Origin of the sequence: Flagellimonas aurea (assembly GCF_017313785.1) — a bacterium.
In the GTDB taxonomy this organism is placed as follows: domain Bacteria; phylum Bacteroidota; class Bacteroidia; order Flavobacteriales; family Flavobacteriaceae; genus Flagellimonas; species Flagellimonas aurea.
The window spans coordinates 32672-54567 of sequence record NZ_JAFLNL010000004.1; the positions used below are offsets into that span (position 1 = coordinate 32672).

Genomic DNA, 21896 nt, shown 5'->3' on the forward strand with positions numbered 1-21896 from the left:
ACTGCTCAGTGCAATTCTTCACAATGAAAACCATTGTTCTGTAAGAGCGTTGAAATTATTGGAGCCTTCAGGTTCTTGGTTTCGACCCTGAGTATGTTGTCGCAATCTTCGAGGTCAAAATTCCAGCAACCATTAGTATCGACCAGCCTGTTCAGCCAAGGACGAAGCTGTTTCACTTCTCCTTTTCGTTTTACGGATGTCTTAAAAACATGGACGGTCATCATAACTTAGCTTCGGTCGTAAAAAAATGGAGGTTCAATATCAAGGGCACGCAGGTAAACATAACCTTGGGCACGGTGGTGAATCTCGTTATCCACGAAATACTGTATACTGGATAAGACGGTACCCTCATACTGCCCAAAAAGTTTTATATCCTCTTGAAATCTCTCGAGGCTAATTTGGCTCCAAAGTTTATTGATTTCTTCGGTGTCCTGGTCCCATTTTTTTAAAAAATCGGCTTTGGTGCTACCGTAGTCACGGTGTTCGTCAAATTCAACGGTTTTTCCTGATACGATTTCAGTAAGTCCTGGAACTGCAATGGCAAAAAGTTCTTTGGTCATTTCAGCAAAAGGACGCATCCCTCCAATACTGTAATTAAAAAACTCTTTTTCAGGAAAGGCCTCGATAACCCTTCGGGTAAGTCTTCTGTGTCCTTGGTATTGTTCCAAAAACTGTTCAGGTGTCATTACTTGGGTCGTTGTCTGTTCATTAATGGTGTTTTCCATTTGATTGTGATTTAAAGGTTTATTGTTTCTGAAAACAAAATTAGGAGGGGGGTGTGACAGCCCCGTGTCAGTAGTAAAAATTAAATTCAAAAAAAATACTGTTGACAAGCTGCTGTCATATGTTCCAAATAATTTTGATGGAGACAATGCATATAAATGATATAATATGAGCAGGAAAACATCTTCCATCCACGGATTGAAATCCTATCTTTGGGAGATAGCTCACGCGATTATGGGAATGGACACCGTTAAACGTTTTGATAGAATAGTTGCTATTCTAATACAGTTACAGACCAAGCGGATTGTGAAGGCGCAGGAACTTGCGGACCGCTTTGAGGTGAGCCTGCGTACCATTTATAGGGACGTTAGAACCTTGGAGGCCTCCGGGGTCCCCATTATTAGTGAAGCTGGGGTTGGATATTCCATTATGGAGGGGTATCGATTGCCCCCGGTAATGTTTACGCGCGAAGAGGCGGGAAGTTTTGTGGCGGCCGAAAAATTGATGCAGCAATTCACGGATAAGTCCCTTGGTGCTTATTACGAGTCCGCGATGTTCAAGCTAAAGTCCGTTCTGCGGGGCAAGGAAAAAGACTGGGTGGAAGCATTGGAATCCCAAGTGTCCATAGTGCCCGGACAGGTCTTGTTCAATGATAAAGTACCCAATGCCCTAGAGATATTGTTCGAGAGCATTGCAGAACGGAAACAAGTGTTTTTACGATACGAATCATTACGGGAAGAAACGCCTTCGGAGCGACGCATAGAGCCTGTTGGACTTTTTAATGAAAATGGATTTTGGTATATTTTAGGGTATTGTCATCTGCGGACAGATTATCGTCATTTTAGAACGGATAGAATCCATAAAATAGCAAGAACCTCGCTTGATTTCTTACTGGAACATGGCACCATTGACGAGCACAGGAGCAAAAGGGAGGAAGTTTCCAAAACCAAGGTGAAAATATTGGTGGATAAATCCGTATCCAGGTACATCCAGGGGCAAACCAAATATTATGGATTGGTTTCCAGTGAGATAAAAGGAGACCAAGTCGAAATGACGTTTATGACTACCGATTGGAAAAACGGTTTTTCACGTTGGTACCTCATGTTTGGTGACTATGCCAAAATAATTGAACCAGAGGTGCTAAGGGAGCGGGTGGCTGAGATATTGACCAAAAGTCAAGAAAGACTTTCCCATTAAAAAGGCTCAAATATAAAAGATGGATTTATTCACGAATCAGATAGACCCCAATCAAAATATATTGCCCAAGGACGGAACCGTTAATTATTTTGGTCCCATTGTGGAGTTGGAAAAGGCTGATTTTTACTTTGACAGACTATTGAACACGATTTCTTGGGAGCATGATGAGGTACAAATGTTCGGCAAGCAAATCACGACCAAACGAAAAGTAGGTTGGTATGGGGAGGAACCTTTTGAGTATACCTATTCCAATACTACAAAAAAGGCATTGTTCTGGACTCCCGAGCTAATGGAACTTAAAAACCTTACCGAAAGCCGAACAAATGAGACCTATAATTCCTGTTTACTTAATTTATATCATTCAGGAGAAGAGGGAATGGGGTGGCACACCGACGATGAAAAGGAACTTAAACCCAACGGTGCTATTGCTTCTTTAAGTTTTGGAGCAGAACGCAAATTCGTATTTAAACACAAAACAACCAAAGAAATGGTAGAATTATGGTTGGATCATGGGAGTTTACTGGTAATGAAGGGTGAAACGCAAACACATTGGTTGCACCGTTTGCCGCCAACAAAAAAGATAGGCGCTCCAAGAATCAATTTAACATTTAGGACGATAAAATCGTAATCTACAGGTATTGGTTTCATGTAAGTCATATTTCAAAGCCCAGTTTTGTAAATTCATTGTTTAGAAGGAACTTTACCAGATAAATTAGCGAGAATGCCGATTATTTTTAGGGTTATATCCACTATGTTTCTATTGGGCTGTGTATCGGTCAATGGGCAGCAGCTATTGCCCCCTATCCAAAATTATCAGTTGCTGGATTATAAGGGAGGTACAAAAAACTGGGATGTTTCCGTCAATGAAAATGGAGAGTTGTTCGTTGCGAACAACAAAGGGCTGCTTCATTATAATGGTGAACAATGGACGTTGAACAAACTGCCCAACAATACCATAATCAGGTCCGTTAAAAGTATAGGCGACCGGGTTTACACAGGGTCTTACGAAGAATTTGGCTATTGGACCAAAAATGAGTTTGGTGAACTGGGTTACACCTCATTGACGCATCTTATTAAGGACCATACCTTTACAAGTGAAGAATTCTGGGAAATTTTTCCAGCTTCGGATGGTAGGGTAATGTTCCGTTCTTTTTCTGCAATTTATTCTTATTCAGGAGATAAGATAACAGTTGTTGATCCTCCCTTTGTGGTTTCCGATCTTATCGAATTTAATGGAAAATTGATTGTGGCCGGTGGTTCCGTAGGACTTTTTGAAGTACAGGGAGATTCGTACGAGCCATTGTTAAATCAAGATTTATTGGTAGGAAAAACCATTAACGACATAGCCATTTTTGAAGGTAACTTATTGGTGGGCACCAAACTAAGTGGATGTTTTTTATATGATGGGAAAAAGTTGCTTCCCTGGCAGACATCTATCAATGAAGAGCTCAAGGAGCACCAACTGAACAAAATAACCCTTTTAGGAGAAAACCTGCTAGGCTTCGGGACCATTAAAAATGGAATGTATCTCTATAATTCAGATTCTGGCAAATACAGAATTCTAAACCGTGAATCTGGTCTTCAGAACAATACGGTACTTTCTTCATTATTGTACAAAGACCTCCTTTGGTTGGGGCTGGACAATGGAATAGCTCGGTTGAGGCTTAATAATCCCATTACATACTTTACAGATTATACAGGATTGTTGGGCATGGTCTACGATATTGCCTGGTACAATGGTAAACTGTTTCTGGGAAGCAATACAGGGGTCTTTTATTTTGAGGGTAGCGAACTTAAGTTCGTGAACGGATCACAAGGACATGTGTGGGACCTTGACGTTATCGAGGGCGATTTGCTGTGTGGACATACAAGGGGAACATTCAAGGTGTCCGAGAACAGTTTTGAGTTGATGAGCGAGATTGCCGGTGGTTATCAGATGATAAAAGTGCCGGATAGGGGATCCACCTATGTCCAAGGAACCTATAATGGTCTGGCCATGTTCACCAAACATGATGATGGCACTTGGGAGGTGGTTAAGATAGAAGGAATGGATGAACCTGTGAAGCAATTATGCTTTGAAACACCGAACATACTCTGGACGGCGCATCCGTATAAAGGATTCTCTAGAATCCATTTTAATGAAGCCCAATACAATAAGGTCGATAGAATACAGAGGTTTAACCAGAAAGGGGCACCGAGTGAGTACAATGTAAAGCTCTATAATATTAAGAACCATATTGTGCTAAACAGTGAAGGCAATTGGTACGCATACAACCCGATTGGCGACAAAATCGAAAAATTTGAGGAATTCAAAGATTATAAAAATAAGGAACTGCTGTTTTTTGATCAAGAATATTTTTGGTTCGTTGATGATGACGAACAAAAGGCCATCATCTATACAGATTTAAAAGGAGACAGTTTAATGCTCACAGACCTGCCGTTGCGCAAGCGATTGGCACCGGATTCCCAGAACTTGGTAAAAGTAAATGACAGTACATCTTATATTACCCTAATTGATGGGTTTGCCAAAATCAATGCTCCCGGGTTAAAGGGGATATCCGGGCAAGAAGAGCTTCCGGTTCCGAGTTTGATAGTTTTAAAAGATCAAGAGAGCAAGCATTCGATAAAGGGGAACAGTATTGAAATTCCTTTTAGGCATTCCCAATCCATAACCATCGAAGTAGCATCGCCAGAATACATTTATCCTCATTATTATTATAGGTTGGAAGGGCCAAAGGAATATTCGCAATACGTGGAGAGTGGAGCCATCAATTTCCAAAACCTGCCTTATGGTGAGTATACTTTCAAAATTGCCACTTCGGGTATGGACAATACCATTTCCGAGTACAAGCAATTGAATTTCACTATATTCCCACCCTGGTATTTTTCGTGGTGGAGTCTCTTTCTTTATTTGGCATTGGCTGTTCTTGCAATTTATTTGGTGAGAAGATACAATAGGAGAAAATTGGAAAGAAAGCATAGGGAATTGGAAGAACGTTTACACCATGAACAGCAAGAGAGGATGGCCAAGATGGAAAAAGAAGAACTGGCCAAAGAAGTAAAACAAAAGCAGAATGAACTGGCCAGCACCACATTGAACATTGCACGGAAAAATGAAATGATACTGGAATTGAAGAATATGCTTGTTATGAACAAGGATAAGTTCTCCAATTCACAGCGGTACCGAACATTTATAAAAAAGCTGAACAGCTCCATAGAAGATACCGAAGATTGGAGACGTTTTGAAGTAAATTTCAAGGAATTGCACCAAGATTTCTTTGAGCGATTGTTGAAATCCTACCCGTCTTTAACCCCAAAAGATCTAAAGCTATGTGCTTACCTAAAAATGAATCTTTCTACAAAGGAAATCGCACCGTTGATGGGGATAACCGTTAGAGGGGTGGAGATACATCGATACCGTCTCCGAAAAAAACTCGATATGGATAGTTCGGACAATCTTTCCAACTTTCTCATCACCTTTTAAAACCTATAATATAAGAGCTTTAAAAGTGGTTGGCGCAGTTTTTTGACTACATCAAGACTACATCACTATGTTAATTTTTTTTACATCAAAATAAAGAGGGCATACTGCAAACGCTGTGAAACAAGGCTTTCAAAGCATTTTAAAAATGATGTATTTATTATGTATTCCAATCAGCCTGCCATCGACACACTCTTTATTAATTTAGTAAAAATCTAACTCTATTTTTGCACAATTATGAAAATTAAAAGCAAACTTTTGCTAATGTCATTTTTATTGTTTCAGGTCGTCGTTTTGGCCCAAAACAATATAACGGTTTCGGGAACGGTAACCGATGAACAAGGACAACCCTTGCCTGGAGCAAGTGTGGTACTTGAGGGTACTACAACAGGAATCCAAACGGACTTTGATGGAAACTATACCTTGGACAACGTCCCGGGAGATGGTTCATTGGTATTCAGTTATGTTGGTTTTACTTCTCAAACCATACCAATTAATAATAGAACAACAATAAACCTAACTATGCAAGAAGACACGCAAAGTCTTGATGAAGTTGTTGTGGTTGGTTATGGTACGCAGAAGAAAGCTGATTTAACAGGTTCTATTGCTACTGTGGATGCTGAGCAAATAGAAAAAACACCTTCTGCTAACCCACTTCAATCATTACAAGGTAAGGTGGCGGGTGTGCAAATTGTTACTACAGGTTCACCAGGTGCATCCCCCAACGTGCGAATCAGGGGTCTCGGAACATACGATTCTGAAGATTCAGCCGCTACTAAGGTACTGTATGTAGTTGACGGTATGTTCTATAGCAACATAGATTTCTTGAATCCCAACGACATCAAATCGATGAACGTACTCAAGGATGCTTCCTCTTCCGCCATTTATGGCGTAAGGGCTGCTAACGGTGTAATCATTATAGAGACTAAGTCTGGAGGTAAAAACAGGAAGCCAACTATTGAGTACAATGGCTATACAGGTATCCAGCGAGCCCAGAATGTTTTACAAATGGCCAATGCAGAGCAATTTGTGACCATGGCAGTTGAATCTGGATCCTCAGCAGATGTTCAATTTGTGCTAAATGCCATGCAACGCTATGGGAGAAGTCGAGTTAATCCAAACGTGCCCAATGTAAATACGGACTGGTACGATGAGATTATCCGTGATGGACTTATTCAAAACCATAGCATAAGTGTTACAGGGGGCACAGACAATGTATCCTATTCTTTAGGGACCAACTATTTCTCCCAAGAAGGTTTGCTGGATATGAACAATGAGTATGAAAGATTCAACATTCGTTCAAAACTGGATGTAGATGTTCTTGATAATTTAAAAATGGGGGTAAATACCGTTTTTAGTAATGCTACTCAGCAACAACCGGAAAATGCAGCGTGGTTCAAGGCATATTTTGCAGTTCCCATTCTTCCTGTTTTTGATGATATGAATACTGAGGCAACACCAACCCGTTACGCAAATGCGCAGGCACTGGGGTATAGGAGCACACAAAACCCTTTCCCGGATATGGATTATAACAACGATAGACTGAAGATACGTAAGTTGTTGGCCAACATCTACCTGCAAACAGACCTTATTAAAGATAAACTTACCTTCAAAACCACATATAATATTGATTTTTCTGCTCTGGAAGAACGCTATGTCAACCTGCCGTACAATATGGGCTATGGTGATCAGCGAATTTCCGATATAAACAGAAAGCAAAATAACTATTACAATCAAATTTGGGACAATGTTCTTACCTATACGGATACCTATGCCGAAGACCATAATGTGACCGTGATGGCCGGTACGTCCTTTAGGGATGAGGCATCCAACAGGTTTGAGGCCACAGGTAGGGACATTGCCGGTATAGACTACGAGACTTCCTGGTATTTGGATTTTGCAGACCCGTTGTCGTTCAACAATAATGTAGAAGAAGAAAACAAAAGGATTTATGGTCAATCTTATTTTGGTAGAGTTTCCTATAATTTTAAGAACCGCTATTTGCTCTACGGAACATTTAGGGCGGATAGGTCATCCAAGTTTACAAAACAACAATGGGGCTATTTCCCTTCTGTTGGTGCGGGTTGGGTAGTTTCCCAAGAACCTTTTATGGAAAATGTAGGTTTCTTCGATTTCTTGAAGCTAAGAGCCGCATGGGGACGTTTGGGTAACGATAATGTTCCAGCAAGTGCAGGTGCAAACACTATCTCCAACGAAACTGTGGATTTGGGCGATACCCCAAATACAGGTGTCACCGCGACCAGTACATTCACCGACCTGACATGGGAAGTAGTTGAAGAGTTGGATTTTGGTTTCAATATGAACATACTCAACAACCGTTTATCACTTGAGGCGGATTACTACATTCGAGATACCGAAGATGCCATTATGCCCGTCTACATACCTATAGCGGACAAGACAATCTCAAGAAACTCAGGTGTTATACGAAACTCTGGGGTAGAGGTGGCATTAAACTGGAGTGATGAGATTACATCCGATTTCACTTATACCATCGGAGCCAATTTTACTACGGTTAAAAATGAGGCCATCAAGATTGAAGACGAAAGAGGTTATATTGATTCAGGTTCGGCCGAGTTTAGACAAAGAACCATTGTGGGCGAACCCTTGTATGCGTTCTACGGGTACGAAACCACGGGTGTTTATCAAAATCAAGCACAAATTGATGCCGATCCTGTCGCACAAAATGCCATAGCTGACGGACAAAATATACAACCTGGCTATTTGATATTCAACGATAGGGATGGGGATGGTGCCATAACAGACCAAGATAGGACTGTTCTTGGTTCCTTTCTTCCTAAGTTCACCTATGGAGGTAACATCGGATTAAATTATAAAGACTTTGGTTTTTCCATGAATTTCTATGGTCAATCCGGAAATAAGATATTGAACAGAAAACGAGGAGAGGTCATTTTTACCAATGATACCAACATGGATGCCGATTTGGCTAAAAACCGTTGGCATGGCGAAGGTACTAGCAACAGCTATCCTTCATCCGCAGGACTTAGAAACAGTTGGAACCAACGTTTGAGCAATTTCTGGGTAGAGGACGGGGATTTCTTCAGAATCCAGAACATACAGTTGGCTTACACCCTCCGAGGGGATAAACTCAAAGGCAACATGCCCGATTTTAAATTCACATTGACCGCAGAACGTCCTCTGACCATTTTCAGCTACAACGGATTTAATCCAGAAGTATCGGATGGTGTTGATCGTCAAACTTATCCAGTTCCTGCGATTTACACCATAGGTGTTAATGTTAAACTATAAAAAGAAAATTGAGATGAAACGTAACAATTTATATAAAATAGTATTTGTCCTGATTGCGATGTTGACCATCCAATCGTGTTCCGACAAGTTCGAAGAAAGAGAAGGACAGCTCAATGCCGATGATTTGGATTACACCGCAACCGAAAACATGGTTCAAGCATTGATCGGATCCTACTATGTAATAGCCACAAGAGGGTGGGAAGAACCCTTGTTGCTTTCTGTTCGTGGAGATGATGTAAATGCAGGGGGACTTGGAGATCAACAGCCTTTTGCGGACACTGATAATTTTGTGTACGCACAAGGATATTGGATGTACAATTCCTTATGGAATGTTCACTATGGTGATATAGTCGAATTGAATACACAAATAGAGCTGATAGAAAATTTTAAGGCCTTTGCGGACGAAAGCGGAAAAGCAACTGCAGATCAATACATTGCAGAGATAAAGGTGATGAGGGCTTGGTTGCATTTTAACCTGGCAAGGGTATGGGGCGATGTATTTATCATAGAAACCACACAGCCCGATGCCGAAATCGCCAATGGAACCGCGACCAAACAGGAGATGATGCAATATATATCCGACCAAATGGACGAAGCCATTCCATTGTTGCCCGACTCCAGGCCGAATGAAAGAACTGATATCCCTGGAGGAGTTACACGCTATACTGCATACGCATTGAAAGCCATGGCCCGCATGGAGATGGAAGATTACCAAGGAATGGCAGACGCCTGTTCCGCGATAATCAACTCCAACAAGTTTTCATTATATCCTGATTTTTACAGCTTGTTCAAAAAACCCGGAGAATTGAGCGACGAGAGCCTGTTCGAACTGCAATTTTCTGATTATGGATCAAGTACTGGAGATACGTTCTATCATTTGTATGGTCCATTTGGCCCGCAAGGTTGGACACCTGCAAGGGAAAATGCCTCCGATGGATGGGGCTTTTACGAACCTAGTATGAAGTTCATCAAGTTTATGTTGGACAGGGACGAATCTGTTCGTTTGGAAACCAGTGTACTTTGGACCGATAGGGGTATCGCCGAATTGCAAACAGATCCAAATTATGCTACACTTCCCGCTTTTGTGAACAAGACCACAAGAGACGGGGATATTATAAATGATTTTGCAAGAGCATTGTTCTCTAGTGGCAAACATTACCTGCCATCGGTACAGCTCACCGATCAACGAAATGATTACGGAGGAGGAAAAAATATGATCGTAATACGCTACGCGGAAATATTGTTAATGTATGCAGAAGCTTTGACCAGAGGAGCCAGCGGTTCAGGAATGACTGCCGATCAAGCAGTAAACCTAGTTCGTGGCAGAGCAGGAATGCCTTCATTATCAGGAGTTTCTTCTGATGATGTGATGGACGAGAAATTTGCCGAACTGGGAATGGAATGGGGAATCCGCTATTATGATATGATTCGTCTGGACAATTATTCAGAGCTCAGCTATGACGGACGCACTTTTACAGCGGACAAGGAACTACTACCATATCCACAAGCACAAGTTGACGCACTTCCAACTCTTGGTGGCGGTAGCGGTAATGATTAAACTAACTAAATAAACAACACAAGATGAAATATGTAGTTAAATCCATAATAATGTTATTGGCACTATTGGTAGTGTCCTGTAACGAAGGGATAGATCCTATAACCGCAGTGGATGCCGGGGTCGATGAAACCGCTCCACAAGTCACCATAAGCACACCAGTTGCAGGAAGCGTGATTCAGGTTCCGGCCGAAACCACAAACGTGCCAATTTCGTTTCAGGTGACCGATGATATAGAGGTAGGGTCAATTAGCGTACAAATGAATGGCAGTACCATTGCCACATATAGTGGTGGGTTCACGGATTATCGCAGGGTATTTGTAAGTGATCTGGTTTATGAAGGCCTTATGGACGGTGAGCATGAGCTGACCGTTACCGCAACGGATTTGGATGGAAAATCTACTTCCGCTACAGTAAACTTTTCCAAGGAACCTCCATATTTGCCCAAATACGAGGGAGAGATACTTTATATGCCTTTCAATGGCGATTGGATAGATCTGATTTCTTTCCAAACCCCGACAGTAGTAGGTAGCCCATCGTTTGCAAGTGAAGAAGAAAGCCTAAATGGCTCTGGAGCTTATGCAGGGGCGGAGGGTGCTTATTTAACGTTGCCAACAGATGGATTGACAAATCCAGAGTTCAGTGCCATTTTCTGGGTAAAAATAAATGCCGTGCCGGACAGGGCTGGTATTTTGACCATGAGCCCACCAATGACAGATGGAACCACTAACGATAGAAACAAAGGCTTTGCCTTTTTCAGGGAAAATGCCGGTGGGGAACAAAGATTTAAGCTTACTGCAGGTTATGGTGAAGGAGCGGAATGGTTTGATGGTGGAGAAATGGCAGATGTAGATCCTGCCACTGGTGAGTGGGTCAATCTGGCATTTACTATTTCCGGTTCGGAAGCTGTTGTCTACATCAATGGACAAGTGGTAAGTCAAAACACATTTCCGGGTATCGATTGGACAGATTGCAATGTGTTGTCCATTATGTCTGGAGCACCCAACTTTACCGAGTGGAACCATCTTTCTGACCAAAGTTTGATGGACGAGCTTCGAATTTTCAATCGAGCGATCACCCAAGAAGAAATTCAAACTATTATGGCCGATGATTCGGGAGAATTGGTTTCATCTTACCCACCAACATTTGACGGCGAATTCTTCTACATGCCATTTGACGGGGATTATATGGAAATGTTCAGGGAAACTGAGGCGACCGAAGTTGGAAATCCAGGGTTTGCAGGAGAGAGCGTAGAAGGTACCGATGCTTATGCAGGGGCGGTTGATTCTTATCTAACGTTCCCAACACAGGGATTGACATCAGACAATTTTAGTGCTACCATGTGGTACAAAATGAACGTGACCGAAAACAATGCAGGTATTTTAACGGCAGGACCGGAGGATACCGAAAATGCTGGCTATCCAGAAGTTCAGAACCTTAGAACCAGCGGATTCCGTTTCTTTAGAGAAAATGTAGGTGGAATGCAACGCTTCAAGCTAAATGTAGGTGATGGAACAGCAGATGCATGGGTAGATGGCGGAGAAAATGCCGACCTAGATCCATTGGTTGCAACGGGTTGGATACACTTGGCCATTACAATTTCTGGTTCCAATGCTGTCGTTTATATTGATGGAGAACCAGTGGGGCAAAATACAATATCCGGTATCGATTGGTCCGATTGTGATTTCTTCAGTATCGGTTCCGGTGCACCAAGATTTACCGAGTGGGGCCATTTATCGGATGAAAGTCAAATAGATGAGTTGAGGTTCTTCAATAAATCACTTACCCAAGAAGAGGTACAGGAAGTCATGAACAATTAATGAGCTACTTGTTTGTAGCACATCAAAATATTTGAGTTAGTAAGTTTAGTTATTTCTATGAGGTTAATTGTATTACCATTGGCCGTTGTCACCCTACTTGTAGGGTGCAATGGCCAAAAAACTAAAGAAAAAAGCAAAGAATCAATATCTGAAAGTTATTCGGATAGTTTGGCTTATACCGATGAGGCATTGCTCGATTCGGTCCAATACCAGACCTTCAACTACTTTTGGGATGGAGCAGAACCGGTCTCAGGATTGGCTAGGGAACGAATTCACATGGATGGAGTTTACCCCAACCACGACAAGGATATTATTACCACAGGAGGTTCAGGTTTTGGACTGATGGCCATTTTGGTAGGTGTCGAAAGAGAATTCATAACCCGTGAACAGGCACTGGAACGCTACGAGCAAATTGTTGGTTTTTTGGAAAAAGCAGACCGTTTTCATGGGGCTTGGCCCCATTGGCTGTTACCATCAGGAAAAGTGACCCCTTTTAGCAAAAAAGACAATGGAGGAGATTTGGTAGAGACAGCTTTCTTGGTGCAAGGATTACTGACCGTTCAAGCCTATTTTAAGGATGGAAATGAACGTGAACAGCAATTGGCCCAAAAAATCCAAGAGCTATGGGAAGAAGTTGAGTGGGACTGGTACACCAAAAACGGTGAAGATGTGCTATACTGGCATTGGAGTCCCGAGTACCAATGGGAGATGAACTTTCCCGTAGGGGGTTACAACGAAGCCCTGATTATGTATATTTTGGCAGCAGCATCTCCCACACACCCTATCAAAAAATCAGTTTATGAAAAGGGTTGGGGAGTCGACGGACAAATCGCCAAAGATACCACATACTACGGCCTGGAAACTGAGCTCAATCATTATGAGCATAGTGATGCACCCGTTGGGCCTTTGTTTTGGGCCCATTATTCCTATTTAGGACTTAATCCTAAAGGGTTGAAGGATCAATTTGGCGATTATTGGAAACTGAACAGGAACCATGCATTGATTCACTACAAATATTGTGTGGATAACCCCAAGGGTTACAAAGGTTACGGCGAAGATTGTTGGGGGTTGACCTCTAGCTATTCCATAAATGGATATGCTGGGCACCGACCCGAAGCTGATCTGGGCGTAATTTCCCCAACCGCAGCACTTTCTTCCATGCCATATACTCCTGAAGAGAGCAAACAGTTTTTACGGTTTATGTACAAAGAACAGGATAGCCTCATAGGAAAGTACGGTCCTTATGACGCTTTTAGCCTGGAAGACGATTGGTACTTGCCACGATACTTGGCAATAGACCAAGGTCCAATTCCAGTGATGATTGAAAACTATCGAAGTGGATTGTTATGGAAATTGTTCATGGCCAATGAAGAAGTGCAAAAAGGCTTGAAGAAATTGGGTTTTGAAAGCCCCGAGATGACAAACACAGATGATTAAAAAAGCAATATACCTCTCACTTTTTTCCATCGTGATGCTGTCCTGTGGAGGCGATGACTATACCTATGTTCCCACAGAACCAGAGCTGCCGGGTAGCGGTTCCGAAGAAGAGGAAGAAGAACCTGCAATTTCGGATGAAGAGCTATTGGATTTGACCCAAGAGGAAACCTTTAAATATTTCTGGGACTATGCCGATTCCAACTCCGGTGGCGCAAGGGAAAGATATCACCCCAATGACCCTGGAAACAGCGAAGGTGTGGTAACGGCAGGCGGAACCGGATTCGGACTTATGGCTATTTTAGTGGGTATTGAAAGAGGTTTTGTTTCTCGGACAGAAGCCGTGGATCGATTGAATACCTTATTGGATTTTCTTGAAAATGCGGACCGATTTCATGGGGCTTGGCCACATTGGATGAACGGGGCTACAGGTGCCGTAATTCCATTTAGCGATTTGGATGATGGAGGTGATTTGGTAGAGACCGCATTCTTGGCGCAGGGTTTGGTTTGTATAAAGGAATATTTCAAAAATGGGACGGATGTAGAACAAGCACTGGCCCAACAGGCTGATGATCTGTGGAAAGGTGTGGAATGGGATTGGTATACACAAAATCAAAATGTACTGTATTGGCACTGGAGCCCAAATCATGATTTTGCAATCAACATGCAGCTTAAAGGGTACAACGAAGTTTTGATAACCTATGTCATGGCGGCCGCTTCACCCGATTTTACTATCGAAAAAGAAGTTTATACCAACGGTTGGGCTTCCAATGGAGGAATACAATCATCAAATACCCAATACGGTTATCCACTCTTGGTAAAGCACAACGGCGCTGAGCAATTTGGTGGGCCACTATTTTGGGCACATTATTCCTATTTGGGGCTCGACCCAAGAAACCTTTCCGATGATTATGTCAATTATTGGGACGTGAACGTGAGCCATACGATGATCAACTATGAATATTGTGTGGCGAATCCCGGATTTCATCAAGACTATGGAGCAGACTGTTGGGGACTAACTGCGAGTTACTCAAGAAACAATGATGGGAGCATAGGGTATGATGCCCATAGTCCAAATAATGACACAGGAGTAATTTCACCAACCGCAGCCATTAGTTCAATTCCTTACGCACCGGAAGAATCTTTGGCGGCAATGCATTATTTTTATAGAAATAGAGCAGATTTGTTGGGACCGGCCGGGTTTTACGATGCCTTTAGCCCAGAATACGATTGGGTGGCAGAGGCGTATTTGGCCATTGACCAAGGACCACAGATCATTATGATTGAAAACTATAGAACCGGATTGCTTTGGGACTTGTTCATGGCCAATGAAGACGTTCAGGCTGGTTTGACCAAACTTGGATTTTGATATGACAAAACGAGTATTATTTTTTCTGATGTTCCTTGCTTGTACATTGGTTTCTGCTCAATGGCAGTCTAAATATGAAGCTAAAATGTTGATTGATGGGAGCGATACCTTAAGATATCGCATTATGTATCCAAAGAATTTTAAGGAGGACGGAAGCTATCCTGTCGTCCTTTTTCTTCATGGAGCCGGAGAGCGCGGTAACGACAATGAAAGACAATTATGGAATGGAGGTAAACTGTTCGCAACGGATTATTTACAGGAAAAATATCCGGCAATCGTCATTTTTCCACAATGTCCTACGGATAGTTATTGGGCCAGTGTGGATGTTGACAGAAGTTCGTACCCCATTAACCTGGATTTTAAGTATAGTGACGGTCCAACAAAACCCATGCAAATGGTTATGGACCTGCTCGAGACCACCATTCAACAACCTTATTCCAAAGATGACCAGATTTACCTGATGGGATTGTCCATGGGAGGTATGGGCACATTTGAATTATTGAATAGAAAACCGGATACCTTCGCAGCGGCAGTGCCGATATGTGGTGGAGGTGAACCAGGGTCGGTTGCCAATTACGCCAAAAACACTCCGTTATGGGTGTTTCATGGGGCACAGGACAATGTGGTACATCCATTGAAATCCATGGAAATGGTCTCAGCACTTTTAAAAGCTGGGGTATATCCAAAATTTACAATGTACGATTTTGCCAATCACAATAGTTGGGACCCTGCTTTTGCTGAGCCTGATTTATTGCCTTGGTTGTTTTCTCATGTCAAAAAGCCAATTCAGGCAATATCAGAATAAGAATCAAATATCAAAACAACCTGATCATGTACTATAAAAAACTCCTGCTCGCACTAATGGGATTTGCCGTTATGGGTGCAAACGCCCAAAAACGGATTCCTCAAGTAGAAGAGTTACTGAACAAAATGACCATTGAAGAAAAAATAGGTCAGTTGAATTTATTGACGCCCGGTGGCGGTGTTGCTACTGGTGAAGTCGTAAGTAAAGATGTAGGATCTAAGATTAAAAATGGTCAAGTAGGAGGCCTTTTTGGGGTAGCCGGTCCTGATAGGGTGAGGCAAGCACAAGAAATTGCAGTGAACGATAGCCGATTAGGTATTCCACTGTTGATAGGTTCCGATGTAATCCATGGCTACAAAACAACATATCCTATCCCGTTGGGGCTATCATCCAGTTGGGACATGGATTTGGTAGAGCAAGCAGCTCAAATGGCCGCTAGGGAAGCCACCGCAGATGGTATCAACTGGAATTTTTCTCCAATGGTGGATATTGCACGCGACCCACGTTGGGGACGTATCTCCGAAGGGGCGGGCGAGGATCCTTATCTGGGCTCAAAAATAGGGGTTGCGATGGTCAAGGGATATCAGGGAGATGATTTGGCTGCTTCCCATACCATGTTGGCCTGTGTAAAACATTTTGCGCTTTACGGTGCTGCCGAGGCCGGTAGGGATTATCATTCAGTGGATATGAGTAAGATCAAAATGTTCAACCAGTACCTGCCACCGTACAAAGCGGCCATTGATGCAGGAGCGGCCAGTGTGATGAGTTCTTTCAATGATGTGGACGGTGTGCCCGCCACAGGAAATAAATGGCTGTTGACCGATTTGCTACGTGATCAATGGGGGTTTGAAGGTTTCGTGGTATCCGATTATACCTCATTAAACGAAATGATTCCACATGGCTTGGGAGATCTTCAAGCAGTTTCTGCATTGGCGTTGAAGGCAGGATTGGATATGGATATGGTGGGTGAGGGCTTTTTGACCACTTTAAAGAAATCCTTGGATGAAGGCAAAGTGACCGAAGCGGATATTACCAACGCCTGCCGAAGAGTATTGGAGGCCAAATACATTTCCGGACTTTTTGATGACCCCTACAAATACTTGGATTCCAAGCGTCCTAAAAAGGATATACTTACCGATGCGAACAGGGCATTGGCCCGCAAATTGGCAACCCGGTCCTTCGTATTGCTAAAAAATCACAATAACATACTTCCCCTAAAAAAGCAAGGCAAGATTGCATTGGTAGGCCCGTTGGCCGATAGCAGGGAAAATATGCTCGGAACTTGGGCGCCGACAGGGGATTTTAATTTGGCCGTGACCATTTTGGAGGGATTCAAAAACGTGGCACCAAACGCTAGTATTGATTACGCCAAAGGTGCCAATATCTCAGATGATGCAGATTTTGCCAAAAATGTAAATTCACTTGGGGAAAGAATCGTAATCGATACGCGCTCGCCTGAAGCAATGCTCCAAGAAGCTGTTGAATTGGCAAAAACTTCGGATGTGGTCGTTGCAGTGGTCGGTGAGGCGACCGAAATGAGTGGAGAGTCATCCAGTCGTACCGATATTTCCATTCCAGAAAGTCAAAAGAAACTGATAAATGCATTAGTGGAGACCGGGAAACCGGTTGCCTTGGTTTTGATGAGCGGCAGACCGTTAACGATTCCAGAAGAATTTGATATGCCTGTTTCCATCTTGCAGGTTTGGCATCCAGGAGTGGAAGCCGGTAATGCTATTGCCGATGTGGTTTTTGGTGATTATAATCCATCGGGGAAGTTGACCGCTACGTGGCCAGTAAATGTGGGGCAAATACCAATCTATCATAGTGCAAAGGTCACTGGTAGGCCTGCGCCGGAAAGTGGCGAATTTCAAAAATTCCGCTCCAATTATCTGGATGCGCCCAATGCACCACTCTTACCTTTTGGGTATGGGTTAAGCTATACCACATTTGAGTTTGGGAATCTCAAATTGAATAAAAAAGAAATCGCTCAGGATGAATCAGTTTCAGCTACCGTAACGGTTAAAAATGCAGGGGATTACGATGGGGAAGAAGTCGTGCAATTGTATTTGAGGGATCTGGTCAGAAGCATTACACCACCAAAGCGTCAATTGAAAGGTTTTCAGAAAGTCATGCTTAAGAAAGGGGAGAGCAAGGAAGTAACGATTACCCTTTCGGCAGACGATTTAAAATTCTACAACGCCCAGCTTGAATTTGTATCAGAACCAGGTGAATTCGAAGTGTTTGTTGGAACCAATTCAGATGCCGAGCTTTCGGAAACCTTTGTACTTAAACAATAGAATATGGTTAAAGAAAGCAAAGCATAATATCTAAAATCTATATAAATAACAGAAAAGCCCGATAAAAACAAATCGGGCTTTTTTATATACCATGGTCAGTGTTTAGTATATCCTATTTTTTTAACTACTCGTCTGCGCCATCTGCTTTGGCCCTGTCGATAGTGTATTGGGCTACTTCACGACCTTGGTCCGTTCCAACCGTGGCATCAAAACTCCAATGAATGCCGCCATATACACGTGAGATGGCCGCTTCTTCGGCCCACGCCCTGACTGTAGCTGCTTCGTTGGGGAACACATAGGCCAAAACCTCCGAGGCAGCAGCGGAAAAAACACTGTGGCCAGATGTATAACTAGGGAAGTTGGGAGTTCCGGCGATAGTTTCAAAACCTTCGATCAATTGAATGGGTCTTGGGTAGTGGTAATAATATTTCGCGTCCCAACAACTGATACCTGCGTCCATTATGGCCATATTCATATAAGCCAGTGTTCTAGTGGTCTGCAATGGGTTGAGTTTGTATTCTACCATAAACTCGTTGGCAATACGGTTCCAATGCCCTGGAGGAGTGTAGGTTCCCAAACCGTCTTGCCAGAAATTGGCAATCCTTCTTTTTTCATCGGTCATGTTTTTGGCATGATCCTTTAAAAGTTCCACATCATCCAAAAATTCTTGTGAATCCAATTGTGGAGGTGGAATCGGGCGCACACTTTCCACATCATCAATGCTCCACATGGTTACCTTACTAAACAACGGTGTAAGCCCTACGGGCCGCACTGGTATTTCCAGATTGTCCCAGGCCCAACCAAATCGGTCATAGGCAGCTTGTTTGATGGAATCGGATACGGCCTTCGGTGTTTGAGCGTTCTTCATTCCATCGTTGGATGCCCTTGTCAACGCCGTTTCTGACACGGCATCACCTATTTCCAGCCCTGCGGTAATATCGCTCATAACGTTGCCACCGGACAGCAACAGACTTTCAAGATGTTCCTCTTCCATTTTTTGAAGGTATTCCACTTCCAAAGGAAACATGGCCGAAAGAATGTTTCTGGATGCCCTTGCAACTACGGCACCATCGGAAGGATAAGATGGAAGATTATTTTCTTCATAAGCATAGTCAATGGTTTCATCCAGTTGAAAAGGAGCTGGCCGATTGTATTCATATTTGTAGTGCCATGCCGAAATAAGTCCATCAAATTGTGCCACGGACATATAGGCCAAAGCTCTACAGGCATATGGTGGGTGCGCAAAAGGAAATGCAGGTGGGCCCTCTGGATTGGATGGGTTTGGCAAAGTATAGGTACCATCAGCATTGGGTCCGGGAATCAAATTGTATTTGGCAATGAGTTCCAACGCAATTTCATTCCATCGAATCGCCGGGTTGTTGGTCCAATATTTTATAGCTTTTCTTTGATCGGAAGTCATGGTTGACATAGCCTCTTTCAATTCTTGAATTTCACTCAAATATTCCTGTGAATCAGTCGCCATGGGGACTGCAATGTCTATAGCATCGCCGGAAGATTGGAGCACAGGAACCCAATTCCCGCCATTTGTATTAAGTTCGGCGTAGGTATACCCTTCATACGGAAGGTATTGTGGTGTGTCCTTTTCACAGGATATTAGGCTGATAACCAATGCGGTCAAAAGCAGTATGGTAATATTATTGCGCATTTTCTTCATCAGTTTGTTTTTTGATTACGTTGAATTGATAAGTCAGTCCAAACCCGGTATTGCTCATTTTTGGTGCGTTTCTTCCATCAATTACTCGGTTATGATAGGCCACGACGCCCAATCCTTTAATGGATTTAAAATAGTATTGGGCCGAGAATCCCAATCTGTCAACTTCAACTTTGTTGGTAGGTTGGGCCGCATTATAGGCCCTAATGTCATCACCACTGGTGGAGGTGAGGCTGGAGTAGCTCAGTTCCAGCTTTAAGGAGGTGTCGAACAACCATTTTCCAAGAATGGTTTCATAGGTCCATGCATTGGGCACGTCCATCCAAGCGGTATAATAGCTCCCATCATTATAATAATAATCGCGCTCTGCCTCGGTATATCCTCTCCAAAGGTGTGCTGCAGAGGCACGGAAATAAAGTTGATTTTTAAATTCATATTGAGCTATTGCCCTCAGGGAAAACTCCGGCGCTCCTGCACCAATGCTATAGGGCCTGTAATCGGAAAGATAGTTGGTAAAGGGAGTGCTGAACCCTGCGGTTCCCAAAAAGGAAATCCGACCAGGTCCCCATTCCGTTCGAACGGGTCTGTATTTCAAGGCAAAACCAATGTCCTGAAACCCTCTGGCCCCGGTAAAAAAGCCTCCGTTAGGTTCTGAAGATTCGGTGCTGATAAAGGGTAGGCTCACATAAAAATTAAGGTTGTCCAAAATACCTATGGCAGCCATGGGCAGAACCATATTTCGGTCAACAGTAGCTATGGTCTCATTGGAACGTAGATCGGAACCCTCCCAATATCTATCAAAAGTGCCCATGTCATAGGAGAAAAGAACGCAGATGTTTTTGGAAGGCATCATAAGCCCATCGGATGGAGTTTGCGCACATAGAGCTTCGGATGTAATGATGGCTATCACTATCCCCAATAGCTGCATTGTCCTTCCTAGTTTTTTGTCCCAATCGGGAAAGAAGGAATGTAATTGTTGGTGTAATATCATAATTTGAATTGGATGGATTGCACGTTAGGCAATACTGGTTGTGATTGATAATGGTTGTTTGTAAAAGATTTGCAGGCTAAAGTAGACCTCTGTACGACTAATGAAGACTAAGGGATTACCAAAAAATATTATGAAAAGGGTAAAACGGTTGTTGAACGATTAATTTGGATTAAGGAAATATAAATTCCACTTTATTTTTCTGATAGTTATCATGTTATGGAGTGGAACAGACCTACGAAGCGTTAAAATAAAGATATGATAACATCTATACTTCAGAAATTGGATAGCTTGCATATCTTTAATATAATTTGATGACCCTATACCAATGCAAAAATTAGTACTCTTTTTAGTTGCAATACTTTCTGTTTCAATTGCTAAAAGTCAAACCATTGACATTATCTCCTACAATATCCGATACGATAATCCAGATGATGCTCCCAATAATTGGGACAACCGAAAAGACTTTCTCATTTCGCAACTCAATTTTTACAATCCTGATGTATTTGGTATTCAAGAGGGATTGATTCATCAGGTAAAGGAGATAGATGAGGGACTGAAGGATTACGCTTATTTTGGTGTGGGTCGTGACCATGGCGATGAAAGAGGTGAGCACACAGCAGTTTTCTACAATAAGGAAAGAGTCAAATTACTTGAAGAATCTACATTTTGGTTATCCTCAACTCCCGAAGAACCATCCAAAGGATGGGATGCTGCCTTACCAAGGACATGTACGTACGGGATTTTTCAGAATAAGGGAGATGGGACAAAGTTTATGGTCTTTAACACCCATTTTGATCATGTGGGAGTAAAGGCTCGTGAAGAAAGTTCCAAGCTCATTCTCCAAAAAATAAAAGAATTGAACACGGAGCATTACCCGGTAGTGGTCACAGGAGATTTTAATCTGGAAAGTGACAGCCCAGGTGTTCAGGTTATCCTTACTGAAATGAAAGATACCCATGTGGCGGCGGGCGAAAATGCATTTGGGCCAGATGGAACTTTTAATGGTTTTAAATTCAATAAACCGGTTAAGAATAGAATAGACTACATATTTGTTTCCAATGAATTTGAGGTTTTAAAAAGTGCCATTTTGAGTGATTCCAAGGATACACGATACCCATCCGACCATTTACCAGTTTTTGCCCGGTTGAAGTATTGAAATCAAGACTTTTAAACCATCTATCATTATCCGGTTTTTTGACTTGTGGAACCAATAATGCCGCCCAGTTATTTATATCCATTTTAATTAACCTCAAAAAACCTAAAA

Annotated in this window: 15 protein-coding genes; 11 read left to right on the forward strand and 4 right to left on the reverse strand. The window is 42.5% G+C overall.

The annotated features are described in order from the left end of the window. Positions 1-5 precede the first annotated feature (5 nt). Both J0656_RS08430 and J0656_RS08435 read right to left on the reverse strand, forming a co-directional pair. Positions 6-224: a hypothetical protein gene (locus J0656_RS08430; protein WP_108244518.1), complete on the reverse strand. Its 219-nt coding sequence runs from the start codon at positions 222-224 to the stop codon at positions 6-8. A 3-nt stretch (positions 225-227) separates the two neighbouring features. After that, positions 228-725, reverse strand: a complete 498-nt coding sequence (locus tag J0656_RS08435) for a DinB family protein (protein WP_207032866.1) — start codon at positions 723-725, stop codon at positions 228-230. Between the two features lie 232 nt (positions 726-957). Here J0656_RS08435 and J0656_RS08440 point away from each other — a divergent pair, with 232 nt between their 5' ends. The 10 genes from J0656_RS08440 to bglX all read left to right on the forward strand — a co-directional run bounded on the left by J0656_RS08440 (position 958) and on the right by bglX (position 17969). Beyond that, the gene (locus J0656_RS08440; protein WP_237688907.1) at positions 958-1920 is read left to right on the forward strand and encodes a helix-turn-helix transcriptional regulator; all 963 of its coding nucleotides are present in this window, start codon (positions 958-960) and stop codon (positions 1918-1920) included. A 19-nt stretch (positions 1921-1939) separates the two neighbouring features. Next, on the forward strand, positions 1940-2548 hold the full coding sequence (locus J0656_RS08445) for an alpha-ketoglutarate-dependent dioxygenase AlkB family protein (RefSeq protein ID WP_207032868.1): 609 nt from the start codon (positions 1940-1942) through the stop codon (positions 2546-2548). Positions 2549-2641: 93 nt separating this feature from the next. Then, a complete protein-coding gene (locus J0656_RS08450; RefSeq protein ID WP_207032869.1) occupies positions 2642-5404 on the forward strand; it encodes a helix-turn-helix and ligand-binding sensor domain-containing protein in 2763 nt (920 codons plus the stop codon). Between the two features lie 261 nt (positions 5405-5665). Further along, the gene (locus tag J0656_RS08455) at positions 5666-8689 is read left to right on the forward strand and encodes a SusC/RagA family TonB-linked outer membrane protein (protein ID WP_417946756.1); all 3024 of its coding nucleotides are present in this window, start codon (positions 5666-5668) and stop codon (positions 8687-8689) included. Positions 8690-8702: 13 nt separating this feature from the next. Continuing rightward, positions 8703-10247, forward strand: coding sequence for a RagB/SusD family nutrient uptake outer membrane protein (locus J0656_RS08460; protein WP_207032871.1), 1545 nt, complete (start codon positions 8703-8705; stop codon positions 10245-10247). Between the two features lie 23 nt (positions 10248-10270). Beyond that, entirely contained in the window at positions 10271-12064 is a 1794-nt protein-coding gene (locus J0656_RS08465) for a LamG-like jellyroll fold domain-containing protein (RefSeq protein WP_207032872.1), read from the forward strand. Positions 12065-12121: 57 nt separating this feature from the next. After that, positions 12122-13501 (forward strand): glucoamylase family protein, encoded by a 1380-nt coding sequence (locus J0656_RS08470; RefSeq protein ID WP_207032873.1) that lies wholly within the window; start codon positions 12122-12124, stop codon positions 13499-13501. Further along, positions 13494-14867, forward strand: coding sequence for a glucoamylase family protein (locus tag J0656_RS08475; protein WP_207032874.1), 1374 nt, complete (start codon positions 13494-13496; stop codon positions 14865-14867). Before J0656_RS08470 ends, J0656_RS08475 begins: the two co-directional genes overlap by 8 nt. Position 14868: 1 nt before the next feature. Further along, a complete protein-coding gene (locus tag J0656_RS08480; protein WP_207032875.1) occupies positions 14869-15672 on the forward strand; it encodes a carboxylesterase family protein in 804 nt (267 codons plus the stop codon). Positions 15673-15698: 26 nt separating this feature from the next. Next, the gene (gene bglX / locus J0656_RS08485; RefSeq protein ID WP_207032876.1) at positions 15699-17969 is read left to right on the forward strand and encodes a beta-glucosidase BglX; all 2271 of its coding nucleotides are present in this window, start codon (positions 15699-15701) and stop codon (positions 17967-17969) included. Between the two features lie 124 nt (positions 17970-18093). Here the strand turns inward: bglX and J0656_RS08490 are convergent, their stop codons facing one another. Both J0656_RS08490 and J0656_RS08495 read right to left on the reverse strand, forming a co-directional pair. Then, the gene (locus J0656_RS08490; protein ID WP_237688895.1) at positions 18094-19644 is read right to left on the reverse strand and encodes a vanadium-dependent haloperoxidase; all 1551 of its coding nucleotides are present in this window, start codon (positions 19642-19644) and stop codon (positions 18094-18096) included. Continuing rightward, complete coding sequence (locus tag J0656_RS08495) at positions 19625-20632, reverse strand: transporter (RefSeq protein WP_207032878.1); 1008 nt, start codon at positions 20630-20632, stop codon at positions 19625-19627. The genes J0656_RS08490 and J0656_RS08495 overlap by 20 nt, the downstream gene beginning before the upstream one ends. Before the next feature lie 325 nt (positions 20633-20957). On the opposite strand from J0656_RS08495, the gene J0656_RS08500 reads away from it, so the two are divergent. Beyond that, positions 20958-21788 (forward strand): endonuclease/exonuclease/phosphatase family protein, encoded by an 831-nt coding sequence (locus tag J0656_RS08500; protein WP_207032879.1) that lies wholly within the window; start codon positions 20958-20960, stop codon positions 21786-21788. Positions 21789-21896: the final 108 nt, after the last annotated feature.

Bases quoted from the DNA above. Each gene is read 5' to 3' on its own strand.
- J0656_RS08430 (WP_108244518.1), bottom strand. From the start codon at position 224: ATGATGACCGTCCATGTTTTTAAGACATCCGTAAAACGAAAAGGAGAA.
- J0656_RS08435 (WP_207032866.1), bottom strand. From the start codon at position 725: ATGGAAAACACCATTAATGAACAGACAACGACCCAAGTAATGACACCT.
- J0656_RS08440 (WP_237688907.1), top strand. From the start codon at position 958: ATGGGAATGGACACCGTTAAACGTTTTGATAGAATAGTTGCTATTCTA.
- J0656_RS08445 (WP_207032868.1), top strand. From the start codon at position 1,940: ATGGATTTATTCACGAATCAGATAGACCCCAATCAAAATATATTGCCC.
- J0656_RS08450 (WP_207032869.1), top strand. From the start codon at position 2,642: ATGCCGATTATTTTTAGGGTTATATCCACTATGTTTCTATTGGGCTGT.
- J0656_RS08455 (WP_417946756.1), top strand. From the start codon at position 5,666: ATGTCATTTTTATTGTTTCAGGTCGTCGTTTTGGCCCAAAACAATATA.
- J0656_RS08460 (WP_207032871.1), top strand. From the start codon at position 8,703: ATGAAACGTAACAATTTATATAAAATAGTATTTGTCCTGATTGCGATG.
- J0656_RS08465 (WP_207032872.1), top strand. From the start codon at position 10,271: ATGAAATATGTAGTTAAATCCATAATAATGTTATTGGCACTATTGGTA.
- J0656_RS08470 (WP_207032873.1), top strand. From the start codon at position 12,122: ATGAGGTTAATTGTATTACCATTGGCCGTTGTCACCCTACTTGTAGGG.
- J0656_RS08475 (WP_207032874.1), top strand. From the start codon at position 13,494: ATGATTAAAAAAGCAATATACCTCTCACTTTTTTCCATCGTGATGCTG.
- J0656_RS08480 (WP_207032875.1), top strand. From the start codon at position 14,869: ATGACAAAACGAGTATTATTTTTTCTGATGTTCCTTGCTTGTACATTG.
- bglX (WP_207032876.1), top strand. From the start codon at position 15,699: ATGTACTATAAAAAACTCCTGCTCGCACTAATGGGATTTGCCGTTATG.
- J0656_RS08490 (WP_237688895.1), bottom strand. From the start codon at position 19,644: ATGAAGAAAATGCGCAATAATATTACCATACTGCTTTTGACCGCATTG.
- J0656_RS08495 (WP_207032878.1), bottom strand. From the start codon at position 20,632: ATGATATTACACCAACAATTACATTCCTTCTTTCCCGATTGGGACAAA.
- J0656_RS08500 (WP_207032879.1), top strand. From the start codon at position 20,958: ATGCAAAAATTAGTACTCTTTTTAGTTGCAATACTTTCTGTTTCAATT.